The 25,214-nt window shown below is 43.7% G+C and carries 23 protein-coding genes; 16 read left to right on the top strand and 7 right to left on the bottom strand.

Annotation, left to right across the window (positions count from 1 at the left end; all coding sequences use genetic code 11):
* Positions 1–76: 76 nt before the first annotated feature.
* Positions 77–937 carry a DUF2989 domain-containing protein gene (locus tag L4C32_RS16160; protein WP_428197926.1) on the bottom strand — a complete coding sequence of 287 codons (861 nt, stop codon included), beginning with the start codon at positions 935–937 and terminating at the stop codon, positions 77–79.
* Positions 938–1,066: 129 nt separating this feature from the next.
* Here L4C32_RS16160 and L4C32_RS16155 point away from each other — a divergent pair, with 129 nt between their 5' ends.
* A complete protein-coding gene (locus L4C32_RS16155) occupies positions 1,067–1,351 on the top strand; it encodes a YeaC family protein (RefSeq protein WP_428197925.1) in 285 nt (94 codons plus the stop codon).
* 69 nt (positions 1,352–1,420) lie between these two features.
* Here L4C32_RS16155 and ansA read toward each other — a convergent pair whose 3' ends face one another.
* Both ansA and sppA read right to left on the bottom strand, forming a co-directional pair.
* Entirely contained in the window at positions 1,421–2,431 is a 1,011-nt protein-coding gene (gene ansA, locus L4C32_RS16150) for an asparaginase (protein WP_428197924.1), read from the bottom strand.
* Positions 2,432–2,512: 81 nt separating this feature from the next.
* Positions 2,513–4,357 carry a signal peptide peptidase SppA gene (gene sppA / locus L4C32_RS16145; protein ID WP_428197923.1) on the bottom strand — a complete coding sequence of 615 codons (1,845 nt, stop codon included), beginning with the start codon at positions 4,355–4,357 and terminating at the stop codon, positions 2,513–2,515.
* Positions 4,358–4,516: 159 nt separating this feature from the next.
* Between sppA and L4C32_RS16140 the strand changes: the two genes are divergently transcribed.
* The 15 genes from L4C32_RS16140 (at position 4,517) to L4C32_RS16070 (ending at position 20,631) form a co-directional block, all read left to right on the top strand.
* On the top strand, positions 4,517–6,535 hold the full coding sequence (locus L4C32_RS16140) for an oxidoreductase (RefSeq protein WP_428197922.1): 2,019 nt from the start codon (positions 4,517–4,519) through the stop codon (positions 6,533–6,535).
* A gap of 115 nt (positions 6,536–6,650) precedes the next feature.
* The gene (gene selD, locus L4C32_RS16135) at positions 6,651–7,694 is read left to right on the top strand and encodes a selenide, water dikinase SelD (protein WP_428197921.1); all 1,044 of its coding nucleotides are present in this window, start codon (positions 6,651–6,653) and stop codon (positions 7,692–7,694) included.
* Entirely contained in the window at positions 7,694–8,782 is a 1,089-nt protein-coding gene (mnmH, locus tag L4C32_RS16130) for a tRNA 2-selenouridine(34) synthase MnmH (RefSeq protein WP_428197920.1), read from the top strand. The genes selD and mnmH overlap by 1 nt, the downstream gene beginning before the upstream one ends.
* Positions 8,783–8,873: 91 nt before the next feature.
* A complete protein-coding gene (locus tag L4C32_RS16125) occupies positions 8,874–9,659 on the top strand; it encodes a class I SAM-dependent methyltransferase (protein WP_428197919.1) in 786 nt (261 codons plus the stop codon).
* 131 nt (positions 9,660–9,790) lie between these two features.
* On the top strand, positions 9,791–10,705 hold the full coding sequence (locus L4C32_RS16120) for a dialkylrecorsinol condensing enzyme (protein ID WP_428197918.1): 915 nt from the start codon (positions 9,791–9,793) through the stop codon (positions 10,703–10,705).
* Between the two features lie 2 nt (positions 10,706–10,707).
* Positions 10,708–11,856 (top strand): beta-ketoacyl-ACP synthase III, encoded by a 1,149-nt coding sequence (locus L4C32_RS16115; RefSeq protein ID WP_428197917.1) that lies wholly within the window; start codon positions 10,708–10,710, stop codon positions 11,854–11,856.
* Positions 11,856–12,293: a DarG family dialkylresorcinol biosynthesis protein gene (locus tag L4C32_RS16110; RefSeq protein WP_428197916.1), complete on the top strand. Its 438-nt coding sequence runs from the start codon at positions 11,856–11,858 to the stop codon at positions 12,291–12,293. The genes L4C32_RS16115 and L4C32_RS16110 overlap by 1 nt, the downstream gene beginning before the upstream one ends.
* Positions 12,293–13,300, top strand: coding sequence for a BtrH-related acyltransferase DarH (gene darH, locus L4C32_RS16105; protein ID WP_428197915.1), 1,008 nt, complete (start codon positions 12,293–12,295; stop codon positions 13,298–13,300). Before L4C32_RS16110 ends, darH begins: the two co-directional genes overlap by 1 nt.
* A complete protein-coding gene (locus L4C32_RS16100; protein WP_428197914.1) occupies positions 13,297–14,220 on the top strand; it encodes an ABC transporter ATP-binding protein in 924 nt (307 codons plus the stop codon). Before darH ends, L4C32_RS16100 begins: the two co-directional genes overlap by 4 nt.
* Complete coding sequence (locus tag L4C32_RS16095; RefSeq protein ID WP_428197913.1) at positions 14,213–15,349, top strand: ABC transporter permease; 1,137 nt, start codon at positions 14,213–14,215, stop codon at positions 15,347–15,349. The genes L4C32_RS16100 and L4C32_RS16095 overlap by 8 nt, the downstream gene beginning before the upstream one ends.
* Complete coding sequence (locus tag L4C32_RS16090) at positions 15,346–15,615, top strand: acyl carrier protein (protein WP_428197912.1); 270 nt, start codon at positions 15,346–15,348, stop codon at positions 15,613–15,615. The genes L4C32_RS16095 and L4C32_RS16090 overlap by 4 nt, the downstream gene beginning before the upstream one ends.
* Positions 15,616–15,621: 6 nt before the next feature.
* Complete coding sequence (locus L4C32_RS16085) at positions 15,622–16,764, top strand: beta-ketoacyl synthase N-terminal-like domain-containing protein (RefSeq protein WP_428197911.1); 1,143 nt, start codon at positions 15,622–15,624, stop codon at positions 16,762–16,764.
* The gene (locus tag L4C32_RS16080) at positions 16,761–17,615 is read left to right on the top strand and encodes a hypothetical protein (RefSeq protein WP_428197910.1); all 855 of its coding nucleotides are present in this window, start codon (positions 16,761–16,763) and stop codon (positions 17,613–17,615) included. Before L4C32_RS16085 ends, L4C32_RS16080 begins: the two co-directional genes overlap by 4 nt.
* 81 nt (positions 17,616–17,696) lie before the next feature.
* The gene (locus L4C32_RS16075) at positions 17,697–19,664 is read left to right on the top strand and encodes a DNA topoisomerase III (RefSeq protein ID WP_428197909.1); all 1,968 of its coding nucleotides are present in this window, start codon (positions 17,697–17,699) and stop codon (positions 19,662–19,664) included.
* A gap of 274 nt (positions 19,665–19,938) precedes the next feature.
* The gene (locus L4C32_RS16070) at positions 19,939–20,631 is read left to right on the top strand and encodes a PEP-CTERM sorting domain-containing protein (RefSeq protein WP_428197908.1); all 693 of its coding nucleotides are present in this window, start codon (positions 19,939–19,941) and stop codon (positions 20,629–20,631) included.
* Between the two features lie 47 nt (positions 20,632–20,678).
* Here the strand turns inward: L4C32_RS16070 and melA are convergent, their stop codons facing one another.
* Genes melA through L4C32_RS16050 form a run of 4 tightly spaced genes read right to left on the bottom strand, consistent with a single transcriptional unit; the run spans position 20,679 to position 24,815 of the window.
* A complete protein-coding gene (gene melA / locus L4C32_RS16065; RefSeq protein WP_428197907.1) occupies positions 20,679–22,049 on the bottom strand; it encodes an alpha-galactosidase in 1,371 nt (456 codons plus the stop codon).
* A gap of 17 nt (positions 22,050–22,066) precedes the next feature.
* Positions 22,067–23,038, bottom strand: a complete 972-nt coding sequence (locus L4C32_RS16060) for an ABC transporter permease (RefSeq protein ID WP_428197906.1) — start codon at positions 23,036–23,038, stop codon at positions 22,067–22,069.
* A 2-nt stretch (positions 23,039–23,040) separates the two neighbouring features.
* Positions 23,041–23,793, bottom strand: a complete 753-nt coding sequence (locus L4C32_RS16055) for an ATP-binding cassette domain-containing protein (RefSeq protein ID WP_428197905.1) — start codon at positions 23,791–23,793, stop codon at positions 23,041–23,043.
* Positions 23,793–24,815, bottom strand: coding sequence for a sugar ABC transporter substrate-binding protein (locus L4C32_RS16050; protein WP_428197904.1), 1,023 nt, complete (start codon positions 24,813–24,815; stop codon positions 23,793–23,795). Before L4C32_RS16050 ends, L4C32_RS16055 begins: the two co-directional genes overlap by 1 nt.
* Positions 24,816–25,214: the final 399 nt, after the last annotated feature.

Genomic DNA, 25,214 nt, shown 5'->3' with positions numbered 1-25,214 from the left:
GGATTATTTTACGGGTGGAAATTATTTTTGTCTTTATTTTTCAATTGATTAAATATTATTTGATGCAAAAAAAGGGTTATGCCTTCGCTTCGTCATGGTGACAGTTGGCCCGCACAACGGCGGGCAATAGTTTCTCGTTAAATTTCCCTTCTTGAAGGGCTTCTGTAATCACATCGGCAGCCGCCTTTAATTTGTCTACCTGATGTTGGTCTAACGAGTAGAGACGGTTGAGCTGAGTATCAGAGACAATAGGTAAACCGAACGATTTACCCACTTGAGCCCATAAATAAGCGTGTTGTTTACTGCCGTGTTTATGGTTAATGGTCGCCAGTGTTTGAATCTGTTTCGAGATATCTTGCTCAGGCTTTGCCAGCTTTAATGATTGATGAAGTAGCATCATGGTTTTGTCTGGATCGCGTTTCATATAATACGTTGACAGCGCTAACTGTAATTCGCTGGTTTGCAGTTTACCGGTACCTTCAAGTTTTTTCAGTTTCGTTAACGCATAGTCATCACCTTGGCTCCATTGGTAGTAAATAATGCTTGGATCGTGAGACTGACGTAAGCTTTTTTCTAAAGACGCGACCTCTTTATTGACATTATGCAGCGCGGTGGCCCGTCGTGTTTTGATGTATTTTAGGGTTTTAACTTCGATTTGAGCCGCAAGGGTAATGCACTGTTCATACGTCTTTGTTATTTTTAACAGTTCAAGCCTGTTGGTATCACTGTTGTCGTTAACCACCACTAACCGTTGGCGAACTAAGGCATGACGGTCTTTTTTACACTGCCCATCGTTCATATTTAGGTCAGTACACTTTAGGGCTGGACTCTCATCACACAGCTCTTGAATTGTCGGGGGGAAAAGAAAGCAGCCACTGAGCAGAGTCAGTGAAAGCAGAAGTAGCAGTGGCAGTTTTATTCTCTGTTTTAAATTCATTCGCAACCTTACATCGATTAAAGAGGTCATCTTAGTGATCAGATACACTTATTTTTCGGCATCTGCTTGACTAACCTTAGCGAAAAGATATGTTCCATGTATCATTTTAAAAAAACATTGGATCGTTAAGTGAATATTGAACAACTTCTGACCAGTATGACACCTGAAGTGTATCAGAAGCTACTTTATGCGGTAGAAACGGGCAAGTGGCCTGATGGATCTCCGTTAGAAAAAGAACAACATGCCTCTTGTATGCAAGCCGTTATGCTCTATCAATCTAAGCATAATAATGATGCTCAACATATGACAGTTGCTGCTGGTGGTGAGATTAGCTTTAAGTCAAAGAGTGAGCTAAAAAAGCAATTTAAAAATGATGAACAAGATATCTTGCGAGTAAAAGAGTCGAAGTTATAGCGTAACGCTTCAAAAATTTAAAAAATAGCCGGACTCTTGTTCGGCTATTTTTTTGTCACTATTGAAAAATCAGAGAGTTAATTCACCACGAAGATCTTTTTGCATCATGGTTCGAATCGTCTCATAGGGTAGCTGTCGACTGAGTAGATAGTGCAATTTCGCCAGTGCGGCTTCGGGAGTCATATCATAACCGCTGATCACCCCTGCTGCCGCTAAAGAGCACCCGGTTGCATAACCACCCATGTTCACTTTGCCTGACAAGCACTGCGTTAAGTTAATGACTACCACACCACGATCGGAAGCCTCTTTAAGCTGTGCTAACAACTTAGGCTCTTGCGGCGCATTACCCACCCCAAAGGTCAACAAAATCATGGCATTAACCGGCTGTTGTAGAGTATTGCGAATCACTTCATAAGAGATCCCTGGATACATGGTGATCACACCAATTGGCTGTGGGGTGATCTGATGAGACTTAAACTCACCATCGGGTTTAACATCTAACTCAACGCCTTGATGCTGAATGTTGATACCGGCTTCAAGTAGAGTACGCAAGTTGGGAGATGAGAAAGCATCAAAGCCATCAGCATGAGTTTTAGTACTTCGGTTTCCACGTAATAATTTATTATTAAAAAACAGAGTCACTTCGTTGATCGGATAGTTGGCGGCAATGTGCAGAGCATTGAGTAAGTTACTCTGCCCGTCAGAACGCAACTCCGCTAAAGGTATTTGCGATCCTGTCACGATCACGGGTTTTGACAGGTTCTCAAACATGAATGACAAGGCTGAGGCTGTGTAAGCCATCGTATCGGTGCCATGCAAGATAATAAAGCCATCATAACGGTCGTAGTTGTCGCTGATGTCGTCTGCAATGCGCTGCCAATCTAACGGCGTCATATCTGAAGAGTCAATTAACGGTTCATATTCGTGGAGGGTGAAAAGAGGCATTTCGGGACGATGGAACTCTGGCATCTGCTGCAGCTGTTTCTCCATAAAACCCGAGACAGGCACATAGCCGTTATCTGATTTCAGCATGCCAATGGTTCCACCAGTATAGGCGATATAGATGTGTTTTCTTTCCATAACAGAGCGCTCGAATAAGAGGAGATGGAGGGATTATACGGAACATAAGCCCGAAATAAATCGGGCTGGCAAAATTAATTACTAATTTGAGCAGTTAAGACAGAAAGAGTACTGACCTTTCGGGTCATTAAAGCGAGTCAATGTATCGATATCTGCCATAACACCGGTAGCAAGAGGGGTGAATGATGAAGGGAGTTGAGAGATTATTTGCTCTTTAAATGAGATGTTTAACTCATCTGATAACTGCTGAATCAGTTTTTCAGTGCTAGAAAGCGGAGTTTCAACCCAATAGATATTGTAACTCTCCATTTGAGCAAGTTCGGCTGCAGCGGCTATTGCATCATCAAAGTCACCCAATTGATCGACTAGGCCATTGTTCAACGCGTCTTGCCCTGTCCATACTCTGCCTTGAGAGATGGCATCAGCCTGCTCTAGCGTCATATCTCGGTGATTACTGACTAATGAAATGAAGTTGTGATAACCATGCTCGATGCCGAGTTGAATCGCTTCAGAAGCCCCTTCAGAGATCCCTCTAGTGATGCCAACACCTGCAAATGGCGTGGTACCAATACCATCGCTGTTAATGCCTAATTTATTCAAGCCCTTCTCGAAGGTAGTGATAATACCAAAGATACCGATGGAGCCTGTAAGTGTTGTGGGTTGAGCAATGATCTTATCTGCACTGAGTGATATCCAGTATCCGCCAGAAGCAGCCAAGCTCGACATCGAGACCACAACGGGTTTTCCCGCTGCTTTTAATTCATCGATTTCAGCTCGAATTACTTCAGAAGCAAACGCACTGCCACCCGGGCTGTCCACACGAAGTACCACCGCTTTTACTTTGTCGTCTTCGCGAGCCTGACGAAGTAGTGCAGCGGTCGAGTCACCCCCAACGGATCCTGATTTCTGTTTGCCGTCCAATATGGTACCACTGGCGACCACAACCGCAATGTCATTCGCATTGGGGTTGATGTCTGTCATTACGGCATTTAAATAGTGTTGATAAGAGACCTGGTTAACATGACCATCTCGATCTTCCCCAAAGACGTCACGAAGCGTGTTCTGCATCTGTTGGCGAGTCATTAATTGATCGACCAAACCCAGATGTAAACTCAACTGTGCGAGATCGCCTTTGGTTTTTCTCAACTCGGTTAAAAAATGCTCCATGGTTGGGGAGAGTGTTGAGCTGTCAATCGCTCGGTTATGAGCAACATCCCCAATGTAGGCACCCCAGAGTTGAGTTAACCAAGCTGAAGCCGACTCTTTTGCTGCATCAGACATGTCATTGCGCAAGAAAGGCTCAACTGCTGATTTATAAGTGCCGACTCTAAAGATATGAGTGGTAACATCCAGATTATCGAGCAGTTGCTTATAGTAGAGAGGATATGAGCTGTAGCCTTGAAGCATGATTGCGCCATTTGGAGACATTAAAATGGTATCAGCGTAACTGGCTAAATAGTATTGGCTTTGACTGTAGTAATCACCTACTGCGTAAACGGGTTTGCCTGCAGCTTTAAACTCATTGATCGCCTTGGCAATGTAGCGCAATTTAGTCAGATTGGTTTCAGACATGTCCTTTAAATTAAGCACTAAACCGGTGATGGCGTTGTCGGTAGAAGCAAACCTTATAGTATCAACAACGTCAAAAAGAATGGTCTCTTTAGGTTGGTTGCTACCTAGGATATCACCACTGATTTTTTCAAAGGGTTCGACATAACTGCGCTGTTCGACAATCGGTCCAGAGAGGTTGAGGACTAATGCAGACTTTTCTTTAACAATTGGCTCTGACTCTTCCGGTTGAAACAAGAAGAACAACAGTCCAATGATACTGATAAATAGAAGGTTGAGGATCAGTTGACGAGTGAACGACAGTAACGTCCATATTCCTTTTAAACAACGACCTATAAAGACAAAAAGCCCTTTCATGAGAGTACCTTTAACCATACATAATAAGGATATCCTACTAGAACTTAACGATAAAAACACGGTATATGATGAGTGTTAAATAAATGTAAAATAAATTTGTAAACTTATGATAGTAACGATACTCTGGTCAGACCACGTACAAATAGAAGAGTAAATATTATGGCGACTCAGTTTTCACACCTACTTGCACCATTAGATCTTGGCTTTACCACACTGCGCAATCGCGTATTAATGGGATCAATGCATACCGGGTTAGAAGAAGCCAAAGATGACTACAAAAAAATGGCAGCTTTCTATGCAGCACGTGCCAAAGGGGGCGTTGGCCTTATTGTCACGGGGGGCTACTCGCCTAATTTTCGCGGTCGTTTACACCCATTTAGCTCTCAATTTAGTTCTAAACGTGAAGCGAACAAGCATAAAAAAGTTACCGCAGCCGTTCATGCTGAAGGGGGGAAAATAGCTCTTCAGTTACTGCATGCTGGTCGTTATGGTATGCATCCTTGTGCGCAAAGTGCTTCGGCAATTCGTTCTCCTATCTCAAAATTTACTCCGAGCGAGATGAGTCACCGTCAAATTCTTAATACCATTAAAGCGTTTGCAAATAGCGCTAAATTGGCAAAAGAGGCGGGTTATGATGGCGTTGAACTGATGGGCTCTGAAGGCTACCTACTCAATCAGTTTATCTGTGAACGTACCAATAAGCGTTACGATCAGTGGGGAAAAACCTATGAAAATAGAATTCGTTTACCCCTTGAGATCGTAAAGTCCGTCCGTGAACAAGTCGGGGAGGAGTTTATTATTATTTTCCGCCTCTCTATGTTGGATCTTGTGGAGCAAGGCAGCACGTTAGAAGAAGTCGTACAGTTAGCAAAAGCGCTTGAACAGGCAGGCGTTACCCTTATTAACAGTGGTATTGGTTGGCATGAAGCACGTATTCCGACCATTGCGACACAAGTACCAAGAGCCGCGTTTAGCTGGGTTACAGAACGAGTTAAAGCGTCGGTATCGGTGCCGATAGTCACCTGTAATCGAATTAATACGCCTGAAGTGGCGGAACAGATACTGTCGTCAGGCCAAGCAGATATGGTCTCAATGGCGCGACCGTTTTTGGCGGATCCTGAATTTGTGAATAAAGCTGAGCAGAATCGCTCACAAGAGATCAATACCTGCATTGGTTGTAATCAGGCCTGTTTGGACCATGTGTTTAAAGGCAAGCGTGCCAGTTGTATCGTTAACCCGCAAGCCTGTTACGAAACCGAGCTGGTATTGACGCCACTTAGTACTGACACTCAGAAGGGGAAAGTGGCAGTAGTGGGTTCTGGCCCGGCGGGACTTGCGGCAGCAACGTCGGCTGCTGAAAGGGGTTATGAGGTAGATCTGTTTGAACAGCAAGGCCATATTGGTGGCCAATTTAACCTGGCCATGCAGATCCCTGGTAAAGAGGAGTTTAAAGAGACCCTTCGCTATTATTCGCATCGTATAGAGAAGACAGGGGTCAAATTACTGCTGAATACGCCAGCAACGGTTGAGAGCTTAAAAGCGTACGATGAAATCATTATTTCAACAGGTGTCCAGCCACGAGTGCCAAACATCAAAGGGGGCGACCATCCAAAAGTGATCGATTATCAAACCTTAATTCGCGATGGTGTCCAATTAGGTCAAAAGGTGGCGGTTATTGGCGCGGGTGGTATTGGTATTGATGTGGCGACCATGTTGACTGAACCTGAAGAGAGAGGTTTGGATCATTGGTTACAAGATTGGGGCATAGATAAGAGCATGTCACACGCTGGTGGACTGTTCCCGCATGAGGAGCATGTGAGTAAAAGGCAAGTGTGGGTTATGCAGCGTAAACATGGACGAGTGGGTAAAGGTCCAGGTAAAACGACAGGCTGGATCCATAAGCGAACATTGGAAAAGCGTGGGGTTGAGCTTCTGGATGGCGTGAAATATGACAAAGTGGATGACCAAGGGTTGCATATCACGATGGAGGGGCAATCAAGAGTATTGGATGTTGATCATATTGTACTGTGTGCAGGACAGACTTCAGTCACGTCATTGCCCGACGCGTTAAAACAGCAAGATATTGATTTTCATATCATTGGTGGCGCAGATCTGGCAGGGGAACTTGATGCAAAAAGAGCGATCCGTCAAGGTGTGGAGTTAGCGGCAAAATTATAAAAATTGCGCTTTAACAAGCCTAAGACAGTTAATTGATTGATTTAATGACACACTCTGAGCACAGGAGTAGACTCTGATAGTATGAATCAGATAACCCCCCTGTTTGGAGTGTGAAATGGCAAGTGTTCGTTTAACCCAGTACAGCCATGGTGCTGGATGTGGTTGTAAAATATCCCCACAAGTTTTAGATAAAATTCTTCACTCATCCATTGCCCCTTTTCACGATCCAAACTTATTAGTTGGTAACGAAAGTAAAGACGATGCTGCGGTTTATGACCTGCAAAATGGCACATCGATTGTGAGTACCACCGATTTCTTTATGCCCATTGTGGATGACCCGTATGATTTTGGTCGAATTGCGGCAACCAATGCCATCAGTGATGTTTACGCTATGGGTGGCAAACCCATTATGGCGATCGCTATTTTAGGTTGGCCTGTCAATGTGCTTGATCCTGAGGTTGCTCAGCAAGTCATAGAGGGCGGCCGGGCAGTGTGTCGTGAGGCGGGTATCTCATTAGCGGGTGGTCACTCCATTGATGCCCCTGAACCCATTTTTGGTTTAGCCGTCACCGGTACCGTGGATACTGAGCGTGTAAAGCGAAATAACCAAGCGACCGAAGGCTGCAAGCTCTACTTAACGAAACCTCTTGGTATTGGTGTGCTCACCACGGCCGAAAAACAGTCTAAATTGCGACCTGAACATCAAGGTGTGGCGCGCGATTGGATGTGTAAGCTCAATAAACCGGGTGAAGACTTCGCTAACGTCAGTGGCGTGAAAGCGATGACAGATGTTACCGGTTTTGGTCTGTTAGGCCACTTAACTGAAGTGTGTGAGGGCAGTGGTTTAGTCGCTGAAGTATGGTTTGATAAAGTGCCACAACTGCCGTCCGTTTTTGACTACATTGAATTAGGATGTGTACCTGGAGGCACTGGCCGTAACTATGAGAGTTACCAAAGTAAAATTGGGCCAATTACAGAGTTACAAAAATCGCTGCTGTGCGACCCACAGACCTCGGGTGGCCTATTACTGGCTATTGAAGATGACTCTACCGATGACGTTACAGCGATCGCTAACAAGCACGGAATTGAGCTACAAGCGATTGGTCAGTTAACTACCGCTAAAGATTCAACCAGCCCTGTGCTCATCGAGATTATTTAATGACTCGATGTAATACGAAAGATTACCGTCAGCTGTTTTTAAATGATACTCCGATGATGGATATGCGAGCGCCGATAGAGTTTACTCAAGGCGCATTCCCAACATCCAATAACCTGCCACTGATGACAGATGAAGAGCGCACAGCAGTGGGCATCTGTTATAAGCAGCACGGGCAAGAAGCAGCGATAAAGCTGGGTCTAAAGTTGGTCTCAAACGATATCAAAACGCAACGAATCGCTCAGTGGAAGGCTTTCTGCGCTGACAACCCTGATGGGTATTTATACTGTTTTCGTGGTGGCCAACGCTCTCGAATTACGCAGCAGTGGTTGAAAGAATCTGGTGTTGATTATCCATTTGTAGAGGGTGGGTATAAAGCGATGCGCCGTTTTCTGCTGGATACGATCGAAGCGATCAGTGCTTACCCTCTCACCATAGTGGCAGGTTATACTGGCAGCGGTAAAACACTATTGGTGAATGAACTAAAAAATGGACTCGATCTTGAAGGGGCGGCCAATCATCGAGGCTCCTCTTTTGGACGGTACGTCACAGAGCAACACACACAGATCAACTTCGATAATATATTGGCTGTTGATATTGTGAAAAAACAGGCCCTCGGTTGTCGCTCATTTATCTTAGAAGATGAAGGTAAAAATGTCGGCTCAGCCAATGTGCCACTGTCACTCTATGCGGCAATGCAAACCGCCCCTATTGCCATTATTGAAGACCCTTTTGATGTGCGCTTAGAGCGACTGCGTAGTGATTACGTGGTGAGAATGAAGCATGACTTTATTACCACTTATGGTGAGGATGACGGTTGGACGAAACTGGAAGCGTATCTCGAAAGAGGGCTATTCAGTATTCGGAAACGTTTGGGTCTTGAGCGATATGCGCAGATCTTATCGGAACAGAAACAAGCGTTAGCCACTCACCGCAGCAGTGGAGATATAAACCCGCACTTCGGTTGGTTAACTCAACTCCTTGAACTCTATTACGACCCTATGTATCACTATCAGTTGAGTAAAAAGGCAGATAGAGTCCAATATCGTGGTGACTACGCACAAGTTAAAGCGTGGCTAGCTGATAAATAAAGTTAAATGTGGTAAACCTAAACCGTTTTGTTTTCGAGCAAAGCGGTTTTTTCTTTGATATAAATATTTTTAAAGGTGAGTTGAATAATAGATGGATTTAAATAAAGAGAGTATAGAAGGTAATTTGTCATCGACACCTTCGTTTTCATTAGAACGTATTTATCCACGTCAGTTAGATAAAGAGTTAGCCAGTCATCGTAACGTATTAGATATCCACCTTGAGCGATATGAATTTGCATCAAAACATTTACATGGCACTTCAGTTTTAGATATTGCATGTGGTTGTGGTTACGGCACTGCGTTAATGGCAGCTCAACACCCTGATAAACAGTTCCTGGGTGTTGATATTGACCCTGAGGCTGTAGAGTATGCGCAACAGCAATATCAAGCTGACAATCTGCACTATATGTGTGGTGATGGAAGCTCGTTTATTAAGATCCGAGAATCCGATGATGAACAGCAACAGTTTGATACCATCATCAGTCTTGAAACGATAGAGCATGTTGCTAACCCTCAACAGATGGTCACTCACTTGTTAACACAACTCGCCGAGAATGGGGCAATGATTGCCTCGGTTCCTACCACTCCAACGGTAGATGGAAATCCTCATCACTTACATGACTTTACCGTAAAGACTTTTTATCAGCTGTTTTCCCCATCTGGTTTTGTTGCGTCAGAACAGTATGAACAAATCCAAAAGTGGGATTTTAGTGGTATCTTTGCAGCTAAAACAACGGAAGAAAACCGATCTCAAGGGGTGGGTATAAACGTAATTAAGCACTATTTGAGTAAACCCTCAGCACTGTTTTCTAGAATATACGCAATATTAACAAAAGGATTATGTAATCGTTATTTAACGGCTCGGTTCATAAAATGAACAATATCCTTTCATTCATAGGTTAAATGTGTGACTAGGGTGGAAACAATACGTTTTTAATATAACTATTTTCCCGTTTTTGACAATGCATGATATTTTAGCGAGGGTTTTAGAACGATTGTGGGTCACGTATGAAAAAAGTATTGGTTTTATTTCACTCTCAAAGTGGGCAGTTAGAAAACTATGTTAACTCTGCAACCGCTCCTTTAAAGGAGTCAGAAGATGTTCAAATTGACTATTTTAAAGTAGAGCCGGTCAATAAATACCCTTATCCGTGGTCTTTTTATACTTTTTTTGATGCATTCCCTGAAGCGATTTATATGAATGGTTGTGAGATAAAACCATTAGACATTATCGAAGATGATTACGATTTAATTATTATCGGATATACGGTGTGGTTTTTAGCGCCATCGATACCTATGACGGGATTCTTGAAAAGCGAACAGGCTAAGACGCTCATTAAAGGTAAACCCGTTATTACCTTGATTGCCTGTCGTGACATGTGGGTCATGGCACAAGAAAAAATGAAAGTGTTGATTGAGAATGTTGAAGGCACTTTGATTGATAATGCAGTACTGACTGATCAAGGTGGCTCAATTCACGCTTTTATTACCACTCCACGTTGGTTATTCACTGGTAAAAAAGACCCATTTTGGATATTCCCTGCCGCAGGGGTTTCTGAAGAGGACATCATTCATAGTCGGCGCTTCGGTGAACGTATTGTGAGTGGCTTACAGCAAGATGAAGAGAAAGCGCAAAGACCACTGCTCACCAACTTAGGTGCGGTAACAGTGAATGGAAAATTGGTGGGAAGCGAAAAAGTAGGGACTCGTTCATTCTTGGTATGGGGGAAACTCATTCAGAAGTCGGGTAAGCCGGGTTCAATGCCAAGAAAGATAGTTATTACTTTATACGCAATTTTTTTGGTTGCCCTGATTGTAACAGTGGTACCTCTTAATTTGCTTATCAAAAAACTGCTTAATCCCTTCAGAAAAAAAGCAATAGAGCAGTGCATTAAATATTACGAAGAGCCATCAGGACGTTAACGATGATCAGAAAGGTATACATTAATAATATTCAGTCCTTTTTACCGAATGAACCGGTTGAAAATAAGGATATGGAGAACGTATTGGGACAGGTTGGCTCTCGACCTTCTCGAGCAAAAAAGTTGATCCTTCGCTCAAATAAAATCAAACAGCGCTACTATGCGATTGATGCGAACAGTGGGGCGACAACGCACTCGAATGCCGAGCTGACCGCTGCTGCGATTCAATTGTTGAACAGTGATACTTTTACTATCAAAGATACTCAAGTATTAGCGTGTGGCACCACGATTGCCGATCAAATTTTACCCAATCACGCTTTGATGGTACATGGCGTGTTGAATATCCCAAGCTGTGAAGTGATTGCCACTGCAGGGATCTGTTTAGCGGGTACGATGTCACTGAAGTATGGCTACATGTCTATTCTCAGTGGTCAGAGTGACAATGCAATCGCAACAGGGTCAGAAAATGCATCAGCGATGATGAGATCCAAAAATTTTGAGGCGGAAGTTGACGCGGATGTGGATGAGTTAGAGCGTCAACCTGAAATTGCTTTTGAGAAAGACTTCTTGCGTTGGATGCTCAGTGATGGGGCTGGAGCGGCGTTATTAAGCTCAGAGCCAAATCAAGGTAGCTTATCACTAGAGATTGAGTGGATGATGCAAAAATCGTATGCCAATGAACTGGATGCGTGCATGTACGCTGGTGCCGATAAGCAACAAGATGGCGGATTAAAGGGGTGGCGAGAATATGAAACACAACAGTGGTTAAATCAATCAATCTTCTCTGTGAAACAAGATGTTAAATTGCTGAACGATAAAATCGTAGAGTATACCGTTGAAAAACCACTTGAAGAGTTAGTGGCCAGCGGACAACTCGACCCACAATCGATTGACTATTTTTTACCTCACTACTCATCAGGGTATTTTCGAGATAAGTTGTATGCCGGCATGCAGAAGGTTAATTGTGATATTCCGCAAGAGAAGTGGTTTACCAATCTAACAACCAAAGGAAATACGGGGTCAGCATCTATTTATATTATGTTGGCAGAGTTGTTTCATTCATCCAAATTGCAAGTGGGTGATAAATTGCTCTGTTATGTCCCAGAAAGTGGACGATTCTCGACCGCATTTTTTCAGCTTAAGGTGGTGTAATGAAGATTAAACAGGTCCCTCAAGACCACATATCAACCTACGCCGATAATTCAAAAGCAATATATGCCACTGATGAAAACGGTGAGTATTCTGTGGTGGCATCCACGGGATGGGATGTGGAAGAGGAAGTCACCAAACAAGCACTGAATGAATTAGAGCGGCAAGCAGCACAAGCTTATGAGGCTGTTGAAGCAGGAGAGCAGTCGCCGTTGTATTACCATATGTATGCGCAGCGCATGGATGTAATGGTGTTAGCTCAATCTGTCGGCATGTTTCAATGGCGAGTGAAACGTCATTTAAAACCTGCCATTTTTTCATCACTTTCTGAGGCAATATTAACGCGTTATTGTGATGCCCTCGGTATGGAACTTGAAAAGATAAAACAGCTGCCTAGCAAAACAACACTTACCGAGCATACAGAGATAAAAGAGTCTTGATGAACAATCAAATAGAAGCGTATCAGCACCAACATTATGCCCATTGCGAAAGTGGCGTCATGTCATCAATGCTTACCCATCATGGTCTAAAACTGTCTGAACCAATGGTTTTTGGCCTTTCAAGCGCGTTAGTATTTGCTTATCTGCCATTTGTTAAGTTAGGTGGAATGCCGCTTATTGCTTATCGCTCAATGCCTAAGTCCATCATGAAAGGGTTGCAAAAAAGTATTGGCATTAAAATGAAACTTGAAACGTTTTCAAAGCCTGAGCAGGGCACAAAACGTTTAGATGAGTTGTTAGCCGATGGTAAGATCGTCGGTGCTCAAACCTCTGTTTTCTGGCTTCCCTATTTTCCGGAAGAGATGCGATTTCATTTTAATGCCCATAACTTGATTGTTATTGGTAAAGAGCAGAGTCACTATCAGATCAGTGATCCTGTCTTTGAGCACCTTGTTCAAGCGGAAGAGAAAGCACTGCAAAAAGCCCGTTTTGTTAAAGGTGTAATGGCTCCCAAAGGCTCGCTCTACTACCCCTCTTACGTTCCCAGTGAGATTGATTACAAAAAAGTGATCCCGAAGAGCATCAAAAAAACCGCCAAAAGCATGCTTAATACGCCTGTACCAATTGCGGGTTTGAAAGGGATCCAATTTTTAGCCAAACATATTCGAAAGCTAGAATATAAAGACCAACATCATGCCAAGCTTTTTCTCGGGCATATTATTCGTATGCAAGAGGAGATAGGCACTGGCGGAGCTGGCTTTCGTTATATCTACGCATCATTCTTGCAAGAGTCATCGGTTCTCCTAGAGAGCGTTGCGCTTAAACACGCTTCTGAAATGATGACTGATGTCGGCGATGCATGGCGTGAATTTGCTCTGATGATAGCGAAATCGATACGACCAAAAAATAAAAATGCGATTGATTTTGATGCGATTGCCACCAAGTTAGAATCAATAGCGGCACAAGAATCTGATGTCTATAAGGCACTACTACGAGCCATTGAATGATCAGCATAAAGAATCTGGTTAAACGTTACGGTAATAACGTTGCCTTAGACCAACTCAGTGTGGAGATAGCATCAGGCACTATTTTCGGTTTGTTAGGCCCTAATGGTGCCGGAAAAACCACCTTAATCTCCATACTCAATGGGCTAACCACCTATGAGAGTGGCGAAGTATCTCTCTTTAATCAGCCTTTAAAAAACCATTTACAGCAGATACGTCAACGCTGTTCACTCGTACCACAAACTCTGGCCTTTTATGACAATCTGACCGTCAAAGAGAATCTGCACTTTTTTGCAGGAATTCAAAACCTCAAAGGGGATGAACGTCAGAAGAATATCGACTATGCCATTGAAACAAATCGATTACGTTCCATGTTATCGCAGAAGGCGGCCACTCTATCAGGCGGCCAAAAAAGGCGTTTGAATATTGCAATTGGTTTGCTAAATAACCCAGATATTCTTTTCTTTGATGAGCCGACGGTGGGAATTGATCCAGAATCTCGTAACGAAATATTAGAGACCATTCGTTCATTTAAAGCGGACAATAAAACCGTGGTCTACACCTCGCACTATATGCCTGAAATTGAAAAATTGTGTGATGATGTCGCAATCATCAATGCGGGAAAAATTATTAAGCAAGGTTCGATTACCTCAATGTTAACCAATGAGAGTGCAGAGCAGGTTGTGATTGAACTGTACGATACTCGGCCAGAACAGTTGCAAGCGTGTTGTGTCCAATGTGATCCGCTTTCAATCATTGATAACACAACCTTGTTGCTTAATTCGAAATCGAGTGAGGTGGTGAGTCAGGCTCTGAGTGTCTTAGAGACCCACCGAGTTGCGGTGAAACATGTCCGATATGGCAGTACTACCTTAGAGTCGTTGTTCATTAATTTAACGTCAAAAGGAAGAGTTGATGTTTAAAGCGATGCTCATCAAAGAATTTTTATTGGTTGGTAGGGATAAGCATGCCCTTGCTGCGCTATTTATCATGCCAGCCGTATTTATATTAATCATGTCACTGGCGTTAAAAGATGTGCTTAACGAAGAGAAGTCCATGGTGAACTTCTCGATCATTGACCAAGACAATTCAATCTTGAGCGAGGCCTTTGCTGGTAAGCTGCGCAGTAACAAGGTTATGCAAGAGATATCGCCGGAAGAGGATACCCAGGGGCCACAATTTTTGATTGAGATCCCCAGTGGTTATCAGAGTGAATCTCTGCCTCTGAGCATTGAGGTGGCTCCCGATACGTCGCACTCACTGTTAATGATTTTCAAAGCGCAAATACTGACTCTGCTCATGGAGGGTAAATTTGACGAGATTAATCAGTTGCAAAAAGATCGTGGGTTGCCTATTTCGGACTTTGATTTTGATGAGTCTGAGTTAATGGATATCCACTACGCTAAGTTGGAGCGCGATGAGAAACCAACCTCTACCCAGCAGAGTGTGCCCTCTTGGATAGTGTTCAGTCTGTTTTTTGTGATTATTCCCATGTCGACCATCTTCATTAGTGAGCGCAAGCAGAATACCTTAATGAGATTAAGCACCATGAACATTAGTGTGCCGGTCCTGTTTGTTGGCAAAATCATCCCTTATATGATCATCAATCAGCTTCAGGTGTGGTTGATGATTGCCGTGGGTATTTTTGTGGTACCACTGTTTGGTGCAGCGCCTCTCACCATTGGTGGTTCTGTATTCGGCTTAATGCTAGTTTCAGTGTCGCTAAGCTTATCGGCGATAGGGTTATCAATTTTGATCGCGACGTTAGTGGATAGTATTGAGCAGGCAACAACGATTGGCGGCATCATTAATATTCTATTAGGCGCGATAGGGGGCGTGATGGTACCCAAATTTGTGATGCCGGAAGCGATGCAGCAATTTGCTAACGTCTCGCCGATGTCATGGGGTTTAGAAGGGTTTTTAGATATTTTTTTACGCCGTGGCGGTGTAGCAGAAGTGATCAATGAGTCGATAGCACTGAGTTTATTTGGCGTTGCGGCACTGCTGCTGGCAGCGGTTATATTTCAATACAAGTTAAGGACAATCTCATGAAAGGATCACTGGACAGTGAGTTTAAACTCCGATTAAAAACCCTGCTGATTGAAGAGTGTGATAAAGAGGAGATCACTGCAGACGAGATTGCCGATGATGTGTTGCTGTTCTCTGATGAGAGCGGATTAGAACTCGATTCTGTCGATGGATTACAAATCTCTATGTGCTTGCAGACGCATTTTAAGATTCGCTTAGTGGATCCAAAAGAGTTTCGCCGTGTCGTAACGACGATTAATGCTTTAGCTGATTACCTGCAACCTGAGTAATTGACGATGATCTCTATTCTTGGCGGTGAAATAATCAGCGCACTTGGTGATAAGGTGTCACGTCAGCAACATTTGTACCATGGGACTTTTCAACACACGCTTAGAGATGTTGATGTAATCGGTGAGCGACAAACCGTCCCATATTACGCCATAAACAGCGATCTAGCGTGTCCGGATCTGTTTGACCCCATGCCTGCTTTAAAGCAACTGGTTCAACAAGCTATTAATCAGTTAGGCTTGGGTTCAGCTGCATTAGCACGTTGTGGTCTGTTTATTGGTAATGCGGCGAATGATCTCTCGTTGAGTATCCCACTAGGTATCAATCAAGATGGCAAGCAGATAGAGACGATCAATCGTGAGCGTATTGGTAATGGCTATTACGCTCAGCAGTTGATCACACACTTTGGTTTGAACTCCTTAACCCTGACTTATAATACTGCCTGTACGTCAAGTTCAAATGCGATAATCGATGCGGCGGCCATGTTAGAAGGTAAGCTGATTGATTACGCGTTAGTTATCGGTATGGAGATGTATGCGCCACTCTCTTTCGAAGGATTTATCTCCATGCAGCTGTTGGCACCACAAGCCATCAGTCCATTTGATAGTGAGCGGCAAGGGTTAATTTTGGGGGAATCGATCAGCGGACTGTTTCTGAGTCGCGATGAGGTAGCCCCTTCTGAGTGGCGCTTCCTTGGTGGCAGTTCTCGTTGTGAAACCCACAGTGTGACTGGAGTGAACCCTGATGGCAGTGGTATAGCGGAAGTCATTAACAGCGCACTCAATATCAGTGCTGTTACGCCTTCTGATGTCACCGCCGTTAAAGCGCATGGCACCGCGAGTCGACTCAGTGATTTGGCAGAGATTAACGGCATGAAACAAGTCTTTTCTGAGCAACCTGACTTTTACTCTTTAAAACCCTATATTGGCCATACGTTAGGCAGCTGTGGTGTCAGTGAATTGCTGTTGAGCATAGAGTGTATTGACGCGGGCTTTTTGCCACCAACTCCCAACTTTCTCCATCCTGATCCCGAAATGATGTGGCAACCAATATCATCCACCCGTCATTGCGAACACGGCGTATTTGTTCATAACTGTTTTGGTTTTGGTGGCAATAACAGTGTGATGGTCGTAGAGAAGGTGGCCTCATGATCTTTGTTCATCGTACTTCGATAGTCAACTTTACCCAAGAGTGCAGCGTAGATGTAAAAGCTGCCTGTAAAGCGGTCGCCCCTGCATTCATACGTCGAACTGATCGCTTTATCCAGCTTGGTTTACTCGGTTGTGCTGGTATCGTTGACGATACACCGCTGGAGTCTAATACCGCACTCTACATGGCGAGTGGCCAAGGAAACTTGTCGGTATTTAATCGTATCTGTGCCCAACACTATATTGAACACCTACCGCCTAAACCCGTCGATTTTATTAATTCTTTAAGTAATACCTCAGGCTTTTATATCGCGAAATTCTTAGGCTTGAATAGCAAAAACTTGAACCTAGCTCAGCATGGTTTTGTGGCGGAAAACACACTGCTATTAGCGTGTAATGATTTGATAGTAAACCGCGAGCAACAGGTATTGGTTGGTGGCGTGGATGAGCGACTAACCCCACAGGATTTTACTAAAAAATTTTTAGGGTTATCCGATGGGCAGCCGTTGGGTGAAGGCAGTAACTGGATGCTACTCAGCACCGATCAAGCGCATGCAGTGGCAAGCATCGAGGTTACCCCTCATGCCATGAATTTTGATGAGACAGTGGATTATCTGAAACAGTATCAAGGCGATGAGCAACTGGCGTTTGGTTATCGCTGTCCTGCAGCAGTGAGTGAAGCGCTACTGGGCTCGGGCAAACAGAGACGCTTTGAATACGAGTCACAATGTGGCTTTTATGAAACCTTGCCTTTTTATGTGATGAATTTGTTTATTGAGACACAACAAGGCGTGATGATATTCATCGACTATTTTGAGCAAGCGTATCGAGTCATCACGATTAAAACGACATGAGACTGTGTTTTTATACAGTTATGATTGCTGTTTACCATAGAATCCGATAGAGTCGTTTTATCTCACTATAATATACCCATTATGACTCGACTCTATATTGCTGAAAAACCCAGTCTTGGCCGGGCGATTGCCGCTGCCCTTCCTCGCCCTCATAAAAATGAACAAGGCTTCATTCGAGTCGGTAATGGTGACATCGTCACGTGGTGTGTTGGCCACCTATTAGAACAAGTTGAACCGGACAGCTACGACGCAAAATACAAAAGCTGGAAAATGCACGATCTACCTATCATTCCAGATCAGTGGCAGCTAAGACCGAGAAAATCCGTCAGTAAACAGGTCACTGTGATCCGTAAGCTATTAAAAGAGGCTGATGAGATTGTTCACGCTGGGGATCCCGATCGTGAAGGTCAACTCTTAGTGGATGAGGTCTTGGATTACCTAAAGCTTTCTAAAAGCAAGAAATCCACTACCCAGCGCCTATTGATCAGTGATCTGAACTTATCTGCAGTTAAACGAGCGCTCTCTAGCATGCGCTCCAACCAAGAGTTTATTCCGTTATCTGTTTCTGCTTTAGCGCGTTCTCGTGCCGATTGGTTATATGGCATGAACATGACTCGTGCTTATACCCTACTGGGTCAGAAAGGGGGGTATCAAGGGGTGTTGTCAGTTGGTCGTGTGCAAACCCCTGTTCTTGGTTTGGTAGTTCGCCGTGATGATGAGATTAGCCACTTTATCCCTAAAGCCTATTTTACCCTTGATGCACTTATTCCTTATCACAATGAACAGCTTAACAATGGCATTCCTTTTGACATTCGAGCGCGCTGGCAACCGAGCGAAGCGTGTAAACAGTGGCAAGATGATGAGGGTCGAGTACTGAGCAGGAAGTTGGTAGAAAACGTCGCAGGACGTATTGCTGATCAACCTGCAGAAGTGACACAGGCGCAGAGAAAAGAGAGTAAGCAGAATGGGCCTCTGCCATATTCGCTCTCCTCATTGCAGATAGACGCCGCCAAGCGTTATGGTATGAGTGCACAAGAGGTACTCAATCACTGTCAAAGCCTGTATGAAAAACATAAGCTGATCACTTACCCTCGATCAGATTCTCGTTACCTACCGAGTGAGCATTTTAAGCAGGGACCGGAGATTGTGAACGCCATTGCCCATAACGATAAGCAGCTACAAGCGGCATGCCGTGGCGCTGATCTGACCCAGCGTACGAAAGCGTGGAATGACAAAAAAGTGGACGCTCACCACGCCATTATTCCTACGCCTAAACAGGCATCCACGGCGGGTTTATCGGGGGGAGAAGCAAAAATTTACCAGTTAATTGCACGACAGTATTTGATTCAGTTTTACCCTGCGGCGATTTATGCGGATGCGAAGTTAGTATTTACTATCGCTGGTGGCTCTTTTACTGCTAAGGGGCGACAGTTGATATCGGAAGGGTGGCGCGTACTGTTAGGACGAAGTACGACTGAAAGTGACGACCATGATCTTGCTGCAAAAGTACCTCCTTTGCAGTTAGGCGAAGTGCTTACGTGTCGTGAAGGGGAGATCAAAGACCGTATGACTGAGCCCCCAAAACCGTTTACCGAAGCGACACTTCTGCAAGCGATGACGGGTATTGCGCGTTTTGTGGAAGATAAAGCGTTAAAAGGGATCTTGAAAGAGACCGATGGCTTAGGCACAGAAGCCACTCGTGCTGGAATTTTAGATCTACTGTTTAAGCGACAGTTGCTACTTCGGCAGGGGAAAAGCATTCATGGTAGTGAGGCAGGGCGTGGACTTATCTATGCACTGCCCACAGAAGCCACCTTTCCAGACATGACCGCACATTGGGAGCACCAACTGCAAGCCATGGCTGAAAAGCAGTACTCTTATACGCCATTTATGCAAGCGTTAGAGCAGCGTGTAAGCAGCATGATGGTGAAGGTGCAAAATAGTGCGGTGCCAGATTCTTTACGATCATTACGATCCCCGGCAAAACCTGCGTTCAAAAAACGAAAGGCAACCAACAAAAAAGCCGCTTATAGTCGGAAGAAAAAATAAGCTCAAATATAAGACACTAATCTCATATGCAGTGCTTGTTTTGTAAATATCTAATATAAAGCATATTTTTCATACTATTCTGATTTACCGCATAAAAAAGTGTCAGTATTCTTTACACTATTTCCTGTTTCATTAATGAGAAATATCTATCCCCCTGTAATTTATAAAAAATTCATATTGGCCTAATAGTTGCATTTCTATCAATAAGAACATTGAATTTTTATTGTCATCACTGCTTGCCAATCATGCATTGGGTGATAAGAGGACATTGATTATGAAAAAACTTGCTATTCAATCACTTTTAGCAGGCTGTCTACTTTCAGCCAGTAGCGTATTAAGCATGGCCAATGCTGGACTGATATTTGCTGAAGACTTTAACAGTGGCAGTAATGGGCTAACGAACGCAGTTGATGTTTCATGGTCTGATTCAAGTGGACAAGGCTTTGAAGTTTATAACGCAGGAGGAGCGGGTGCTCGTGGTATGAGCGGCACCTATGATCATGATAATAACCCTGCGACGGCTCAAGTGCCGATTTTGGGTGCGATTGAAGTCAATGATGATCAAGGGAATGAGCTACTTACTGCTACCTTTACGTTAGACTCGGTGATTGCTTCAGATCAAATGGGTTCATTAAGTTTCTTTGGTGGCGTTCGTGGTAATAATGCTTCTGGGGCAACGGTCGAAATTTATAATTTGACTCAAAACCAAACATTATCAGGAGTGCTAACGCCGCTATTAGGTGCTGGAGAGTGGGTCTATAATAGCTTCAGTTTTGCAGCGACTAGCGCTAACTTAGGAGATGAACTGCAGTTTAGATGGCAGGGGGGCGGAACTAACTCAGCCAACGGTCAGGAGATCACCCAAGTTAATTTCTCTGTTGTTGAAGTGTCAGAACCAACCACGTTGGCTCTATTTGCTTTAGGGGTCTTTGGTTTAGGTCTTTCTCGCTTGAAGAAGCGTCGTTAACCCTGAAAGTAGGCTCCACACTATCTATCTGTGGAGCCTGTCATTTCTTATTGAGCTGTACCAAAGTAGGTAAGCCACTGCTTTTGTGCTTGATACATCTCATCGAACATCGCGTTTATCTGCTCAAGGGTACACACTGTCGCTGTCACTGGATCCAATGAGAGTGCATATCTAGCGGCATTTAAATCCGAATTCATCACCGCCTCAACAATCAACTCATGCACTGCCGTATTGGTTTTGATTAAGCTGGCGCATTGAGTTGGCAGTTTCCCCATTGCTTGAGGTTGTAGGCCTTTTTTGTCTACCCAGATCGGAACTTCAACAACACACTCTTGTGGCAAATTATCAATCAATAGTGTATTAGCTTGTTGGTTAGGCACATTACCATTGATGCGGGTGCGTTCACCACTCACCATAGCATTGATGATTTTCGGTGCGTTGAGCATGTTTTGAGCAATCACAAACTCAAGGTCGCCGTTGAGTTGCGCATCAATCTCCTTTTTACTTGCCGCATGCACTTCTTTCTCTAATTCAAGCAGGTTCCAGCGCCTAGGTAGGAAGTCATTGATCATTTGTTCATTTTTACGAAAATAGGGTAGGTAATCACTGCAGTGCCAATGGTTTTCCGTGCACCATAAGCCAAAGAATTTTACTATCTCACAACGAACCCCGTCGGATGCATACACCTTAGGGTCATTAACCATTGCCTCAATCTTAGGCTGTAAGTCTTCACCATCCATCATGAACTTCGTTATCCACGTCATGTGGTTAATGCCTGCAAATTCATAATTGATGCTTTCAGGTACCTCTTTATACATCAATGCTTGCCACAGCTCTGGGGTGTATGGGTGATCAATCCACTCTCCAACGCCGAGATAACCGGCTAATTGAGCGGCGGTATAACGAACCCCATAACACAACCCGATGGATTGAATGGAGCTGAACTCTTTGGCAGCCCAGGTCAGAGGCGCAAGAGGATTGGCGTAGTTAATGAATAGGGCATCAGGACAGATCTGTTCCATGTCGCTTAGAATGTTTAACATCGGAGGGATGTGTCTCAATGCGCGGAAAATACCCCCAGGCCCCATGGTATCGCCGACCTCTTGGATAACGCCATACTTTTTCGGAATGTCCATGTCCAACTGCCAAGGGTCTAATCCACCGACTTGAATCACGTTAATTACAAAATCAGAATGGACTAAAGCCTGTCGCTGATTGGTCGACATACTGACTTTGGCGGGCAGTCCGGTCTGTTTAATCATTAGGGTGATCAGTTGATGGCTGCGTTTAAGTACTCCCGGTTCTACATCCACCAGCATCAGTTCAATATTAGAGAGAGCGGGATATGAGAGTAGGGCAGAAACGATCTGGCGAGTAAACATAACGCTACCCGCACCAATGAGTGTAATTTTAGTCATAATTGTCCTTGATTCATCTATCGTTTGAGTGAGCGTTGCTGACGAATAAGCAAAAAGCTATGAGTGATAAGAGATAAAATGATAATGATGCCGTACACCAATTTGGTCCAGAACCCGGCGAGTCCTGCGCTGATAATACCCGCTTCAAGAATTCCGATGATGCAAGCACCAAAGAGGGTGCCAAATAGTGTGCCTCGACCTCCTAACATCGAGGTTCCACCAATAAAAATGGAAGCAAAAACCAGCAACATATAACCTTGTCCTTGATTCGGCCACCAACTGCACATCTCTAAACTGATGAAAGCACCGGTTAAGGCTGACATTCCACCCATCAGAGTGAACAGTTGAAAACGGGTGGCATTGACATTCACCCCCATCATAGTAGCGGCCTTGGGATTATCACCAACAAAATTGATGTTATCGCCAATTACGTGGAAAGAGAGCAGTAACCAGAAAACGCCTAAAATCACTAAGCACCAGATAAACTGAGCAGGAATAAAATCAAACAACCTGCCTACCGTTAGTTGGTGAAACCAGGTACCACGAATTTCAGGGATACTTAATGCCATACCATCGGCGATCACTGTGGTTAAGCCGCCAAGGAAAAACTGAGTACCTATGGTGGCAATAATTGAGGGGATCTTACACACAACCACTAAAAATCCGTTCAACAACCCAGCGGCTAAACCTGCAATAAGAGCGGCCGAGAAAGCGATCACAGGGGATTGAGTCACTTTAAACGTGGCCGCAAATACGAAACCGCCCAGAGCGACTACTGAGGGGAAACTCAGGTCAATTTCACGGGCAATCACAATCAATGTAAGTGCAAAAGCCAACATCGCGGTAAAAGGGATAGTGGACATGAATGAGGTATAGATGCGTGAGTTTAAAAAGGTTTGTGGGCTATATATAGCGAAGATAGACCACAATAGTGTTAACAGCATCAGAGTAAATAGAGGGGTTCTATTTTGTCGATAAAAGGTATTCAAAGTCATCCTTTGCCAACGCTATCTAAGATGGCTTGTTGTAATTCAGGTTGAGATAGTTCTCTTTTAGTGTATTCGGCGACAATGGTTCCGTGATCCAAAATAATGAAACGGTCAGCAACCCGATAGGCGTCGTTGAGATTATGGGTAATCAGTAAGCAGGCTCTCTGTTGCGCTTTTAAGGCCTCGATAAAGCAGAGTACCTTCTCTACTTCACCGAGGGATAGTGCAGTGGTGGGTTCATCTAGAATCACCACTTTAGCATCAAACAACATCGCTCGACCGATGGCTAAGCCCTGTCGTTCTCCACCAGATAGCAGTTTGGCCTCAGTTTCAATGGTCGCGCCAATACCATTGAAATTCAGCCTTTTAAGTAACTCATCAGCTTGGCGCTTCTCCTCTTTTCGGTCAATGAAACCAAATCGGTTACGAAGGTGACGTCCAAGAAAGAGATTGCGCCAGATATTTTGTTGCTCGCCCAAAGAGTCAGACTGATACACCGTCTCTATCCCTCTCTCACGGGCGAGTTTTACCCCATATTTTTGTGTACAAATGGGTTTATTATTAATGAAAATTTGACCATCCGTGAAATTTTCAGCACCTGACATTGTTTTAATTAATGTTGATTTACCTGCGCCATTGTCTCCGAGTAGGGCTAACACCTCGTTTTTTTTAATCGAGAAGCTAATATTTTTTAGCGCTTGTGTTGGCCCGAACCATTTATTGAGGTTTCGGATTTCAATGGCAACATTTTTCATTAACGAATACCTTCCTCAGCCAAAGGAGCAATAAAGTTAATGTTATCCATACCGACGAAGCCTGCGCCAGTATTGATTGCTAACCCAGAGAAGCCGTAACGCTTACTGAGTGCAATTTGAACCACTGATAGGTAACCCATTAAATAAGGCTGACTGTCAGAGACAAGTTGTACATAGCCGGTTTTAATGGCATCTGCGGTAACTGGAGAGAGGCTAAACCCGCCTACAAAAATGCTGTTAGGTTTAACACCAGCATTACGTAAGAAGTTGCCCATTTGAGCGGTAAGTGCTCCGTGATCAACCAGAATCATCTCAACATCAGGGTGTGACGCTAAATAAGCCGTGATGGATGATGTTCCGATAGAGGAATCTTTATCAGTTTCTGGAGAGATTTGAATAAAATCAACAGTAAGCCCTGCATCTTCTAACGTGCTGATCAGCCCAATGGTTGATTTACTGCGTTCAGCCATATCCTTGATTCCCCACACTAATGCACGAGAACCTGCGGTTAATTCACTACGACGAAGTGCTTCTTGCGCTAACTGAATACCACGAGCGGCATTATCAGCACCAATGTAACCAAATCCGTCAGCAGAGTGTGCGGCCATTGTGGCTGGAACAGGCGTATCAATTGAGGTGACTTTTATACCACTTTTAATCGCTTCAGAAACGAGAGGTTGATAAGCGGTATCACCAGGGTGGCCCATTAAGACTATCCCGCTTGGTTTAGCGGCAAGAGACAGTTTGAAATTCTCAATCATTTTTTGCGGATTCCAATCTGAATAGATCAGACGCAGATCGACATTGAGATCTTCACTGGCTTGTACCGCACCTTTTTGAACTATGGTAGCGAATGAGCCGCCTACTGGACCGCCAACATCAAACCAAATAGAGATATCTTTACCCAGTGGTTCTGCGATTGTCGAGGGTACTAAACATAGAGTAAATATAAAAGATGTTGCAGCAACCTTTAATTTATTTATAAGTTTTCCGGTTTTTCTTTTACTTTTTAAAYAAAACATGGTTATTCCACTTAATTGATTTTACGTTGGCGAGAATGGTAGTGATTAATAGTGAGTAAAACCTAATTGTTGATCACATTAATAAATAAAAATAACGCAAAATGGCTATTTTGTTGTTTGTATCAAATTTTGTTATTGGTTTGGTATGAAAAAGTCATTAAGTTGTCATTAAGGTTTTTCCTTCTTACAATTTGATTATTAATCAGTGTTTTATGTTGATTTGGCTGCGTAAAAATACAGGCATTAGAAAAACTAATGTTCGATTTTATTTACTTATCGATGAAAATATAAGCACATTCGATTCATTAAAAAAACTAATGAATAATTATTGGTTGGTTTATATCTTTCTTTATTGGAAATATGACGTTTATCACGGATGTTATTTGTGTTTTATTTATA

Origin of the sequence: Aliivibrio kagoshimensis (assembly GCF_050337105.1) — a bacterium.
Taxonomy (GTDB): Bacteria; Pseudomonadota; Gammaproteobacteria; order Enterobacterales; family Vibrionaceae; genus Aliivibrio_A; species Aliivibrio_A kagoshimensis.
The sequence above is the reverse complement of the archived record's forward strand: the minus strand, read 5'-3'. Positions and strand labels throughout refer to the sequence as shown.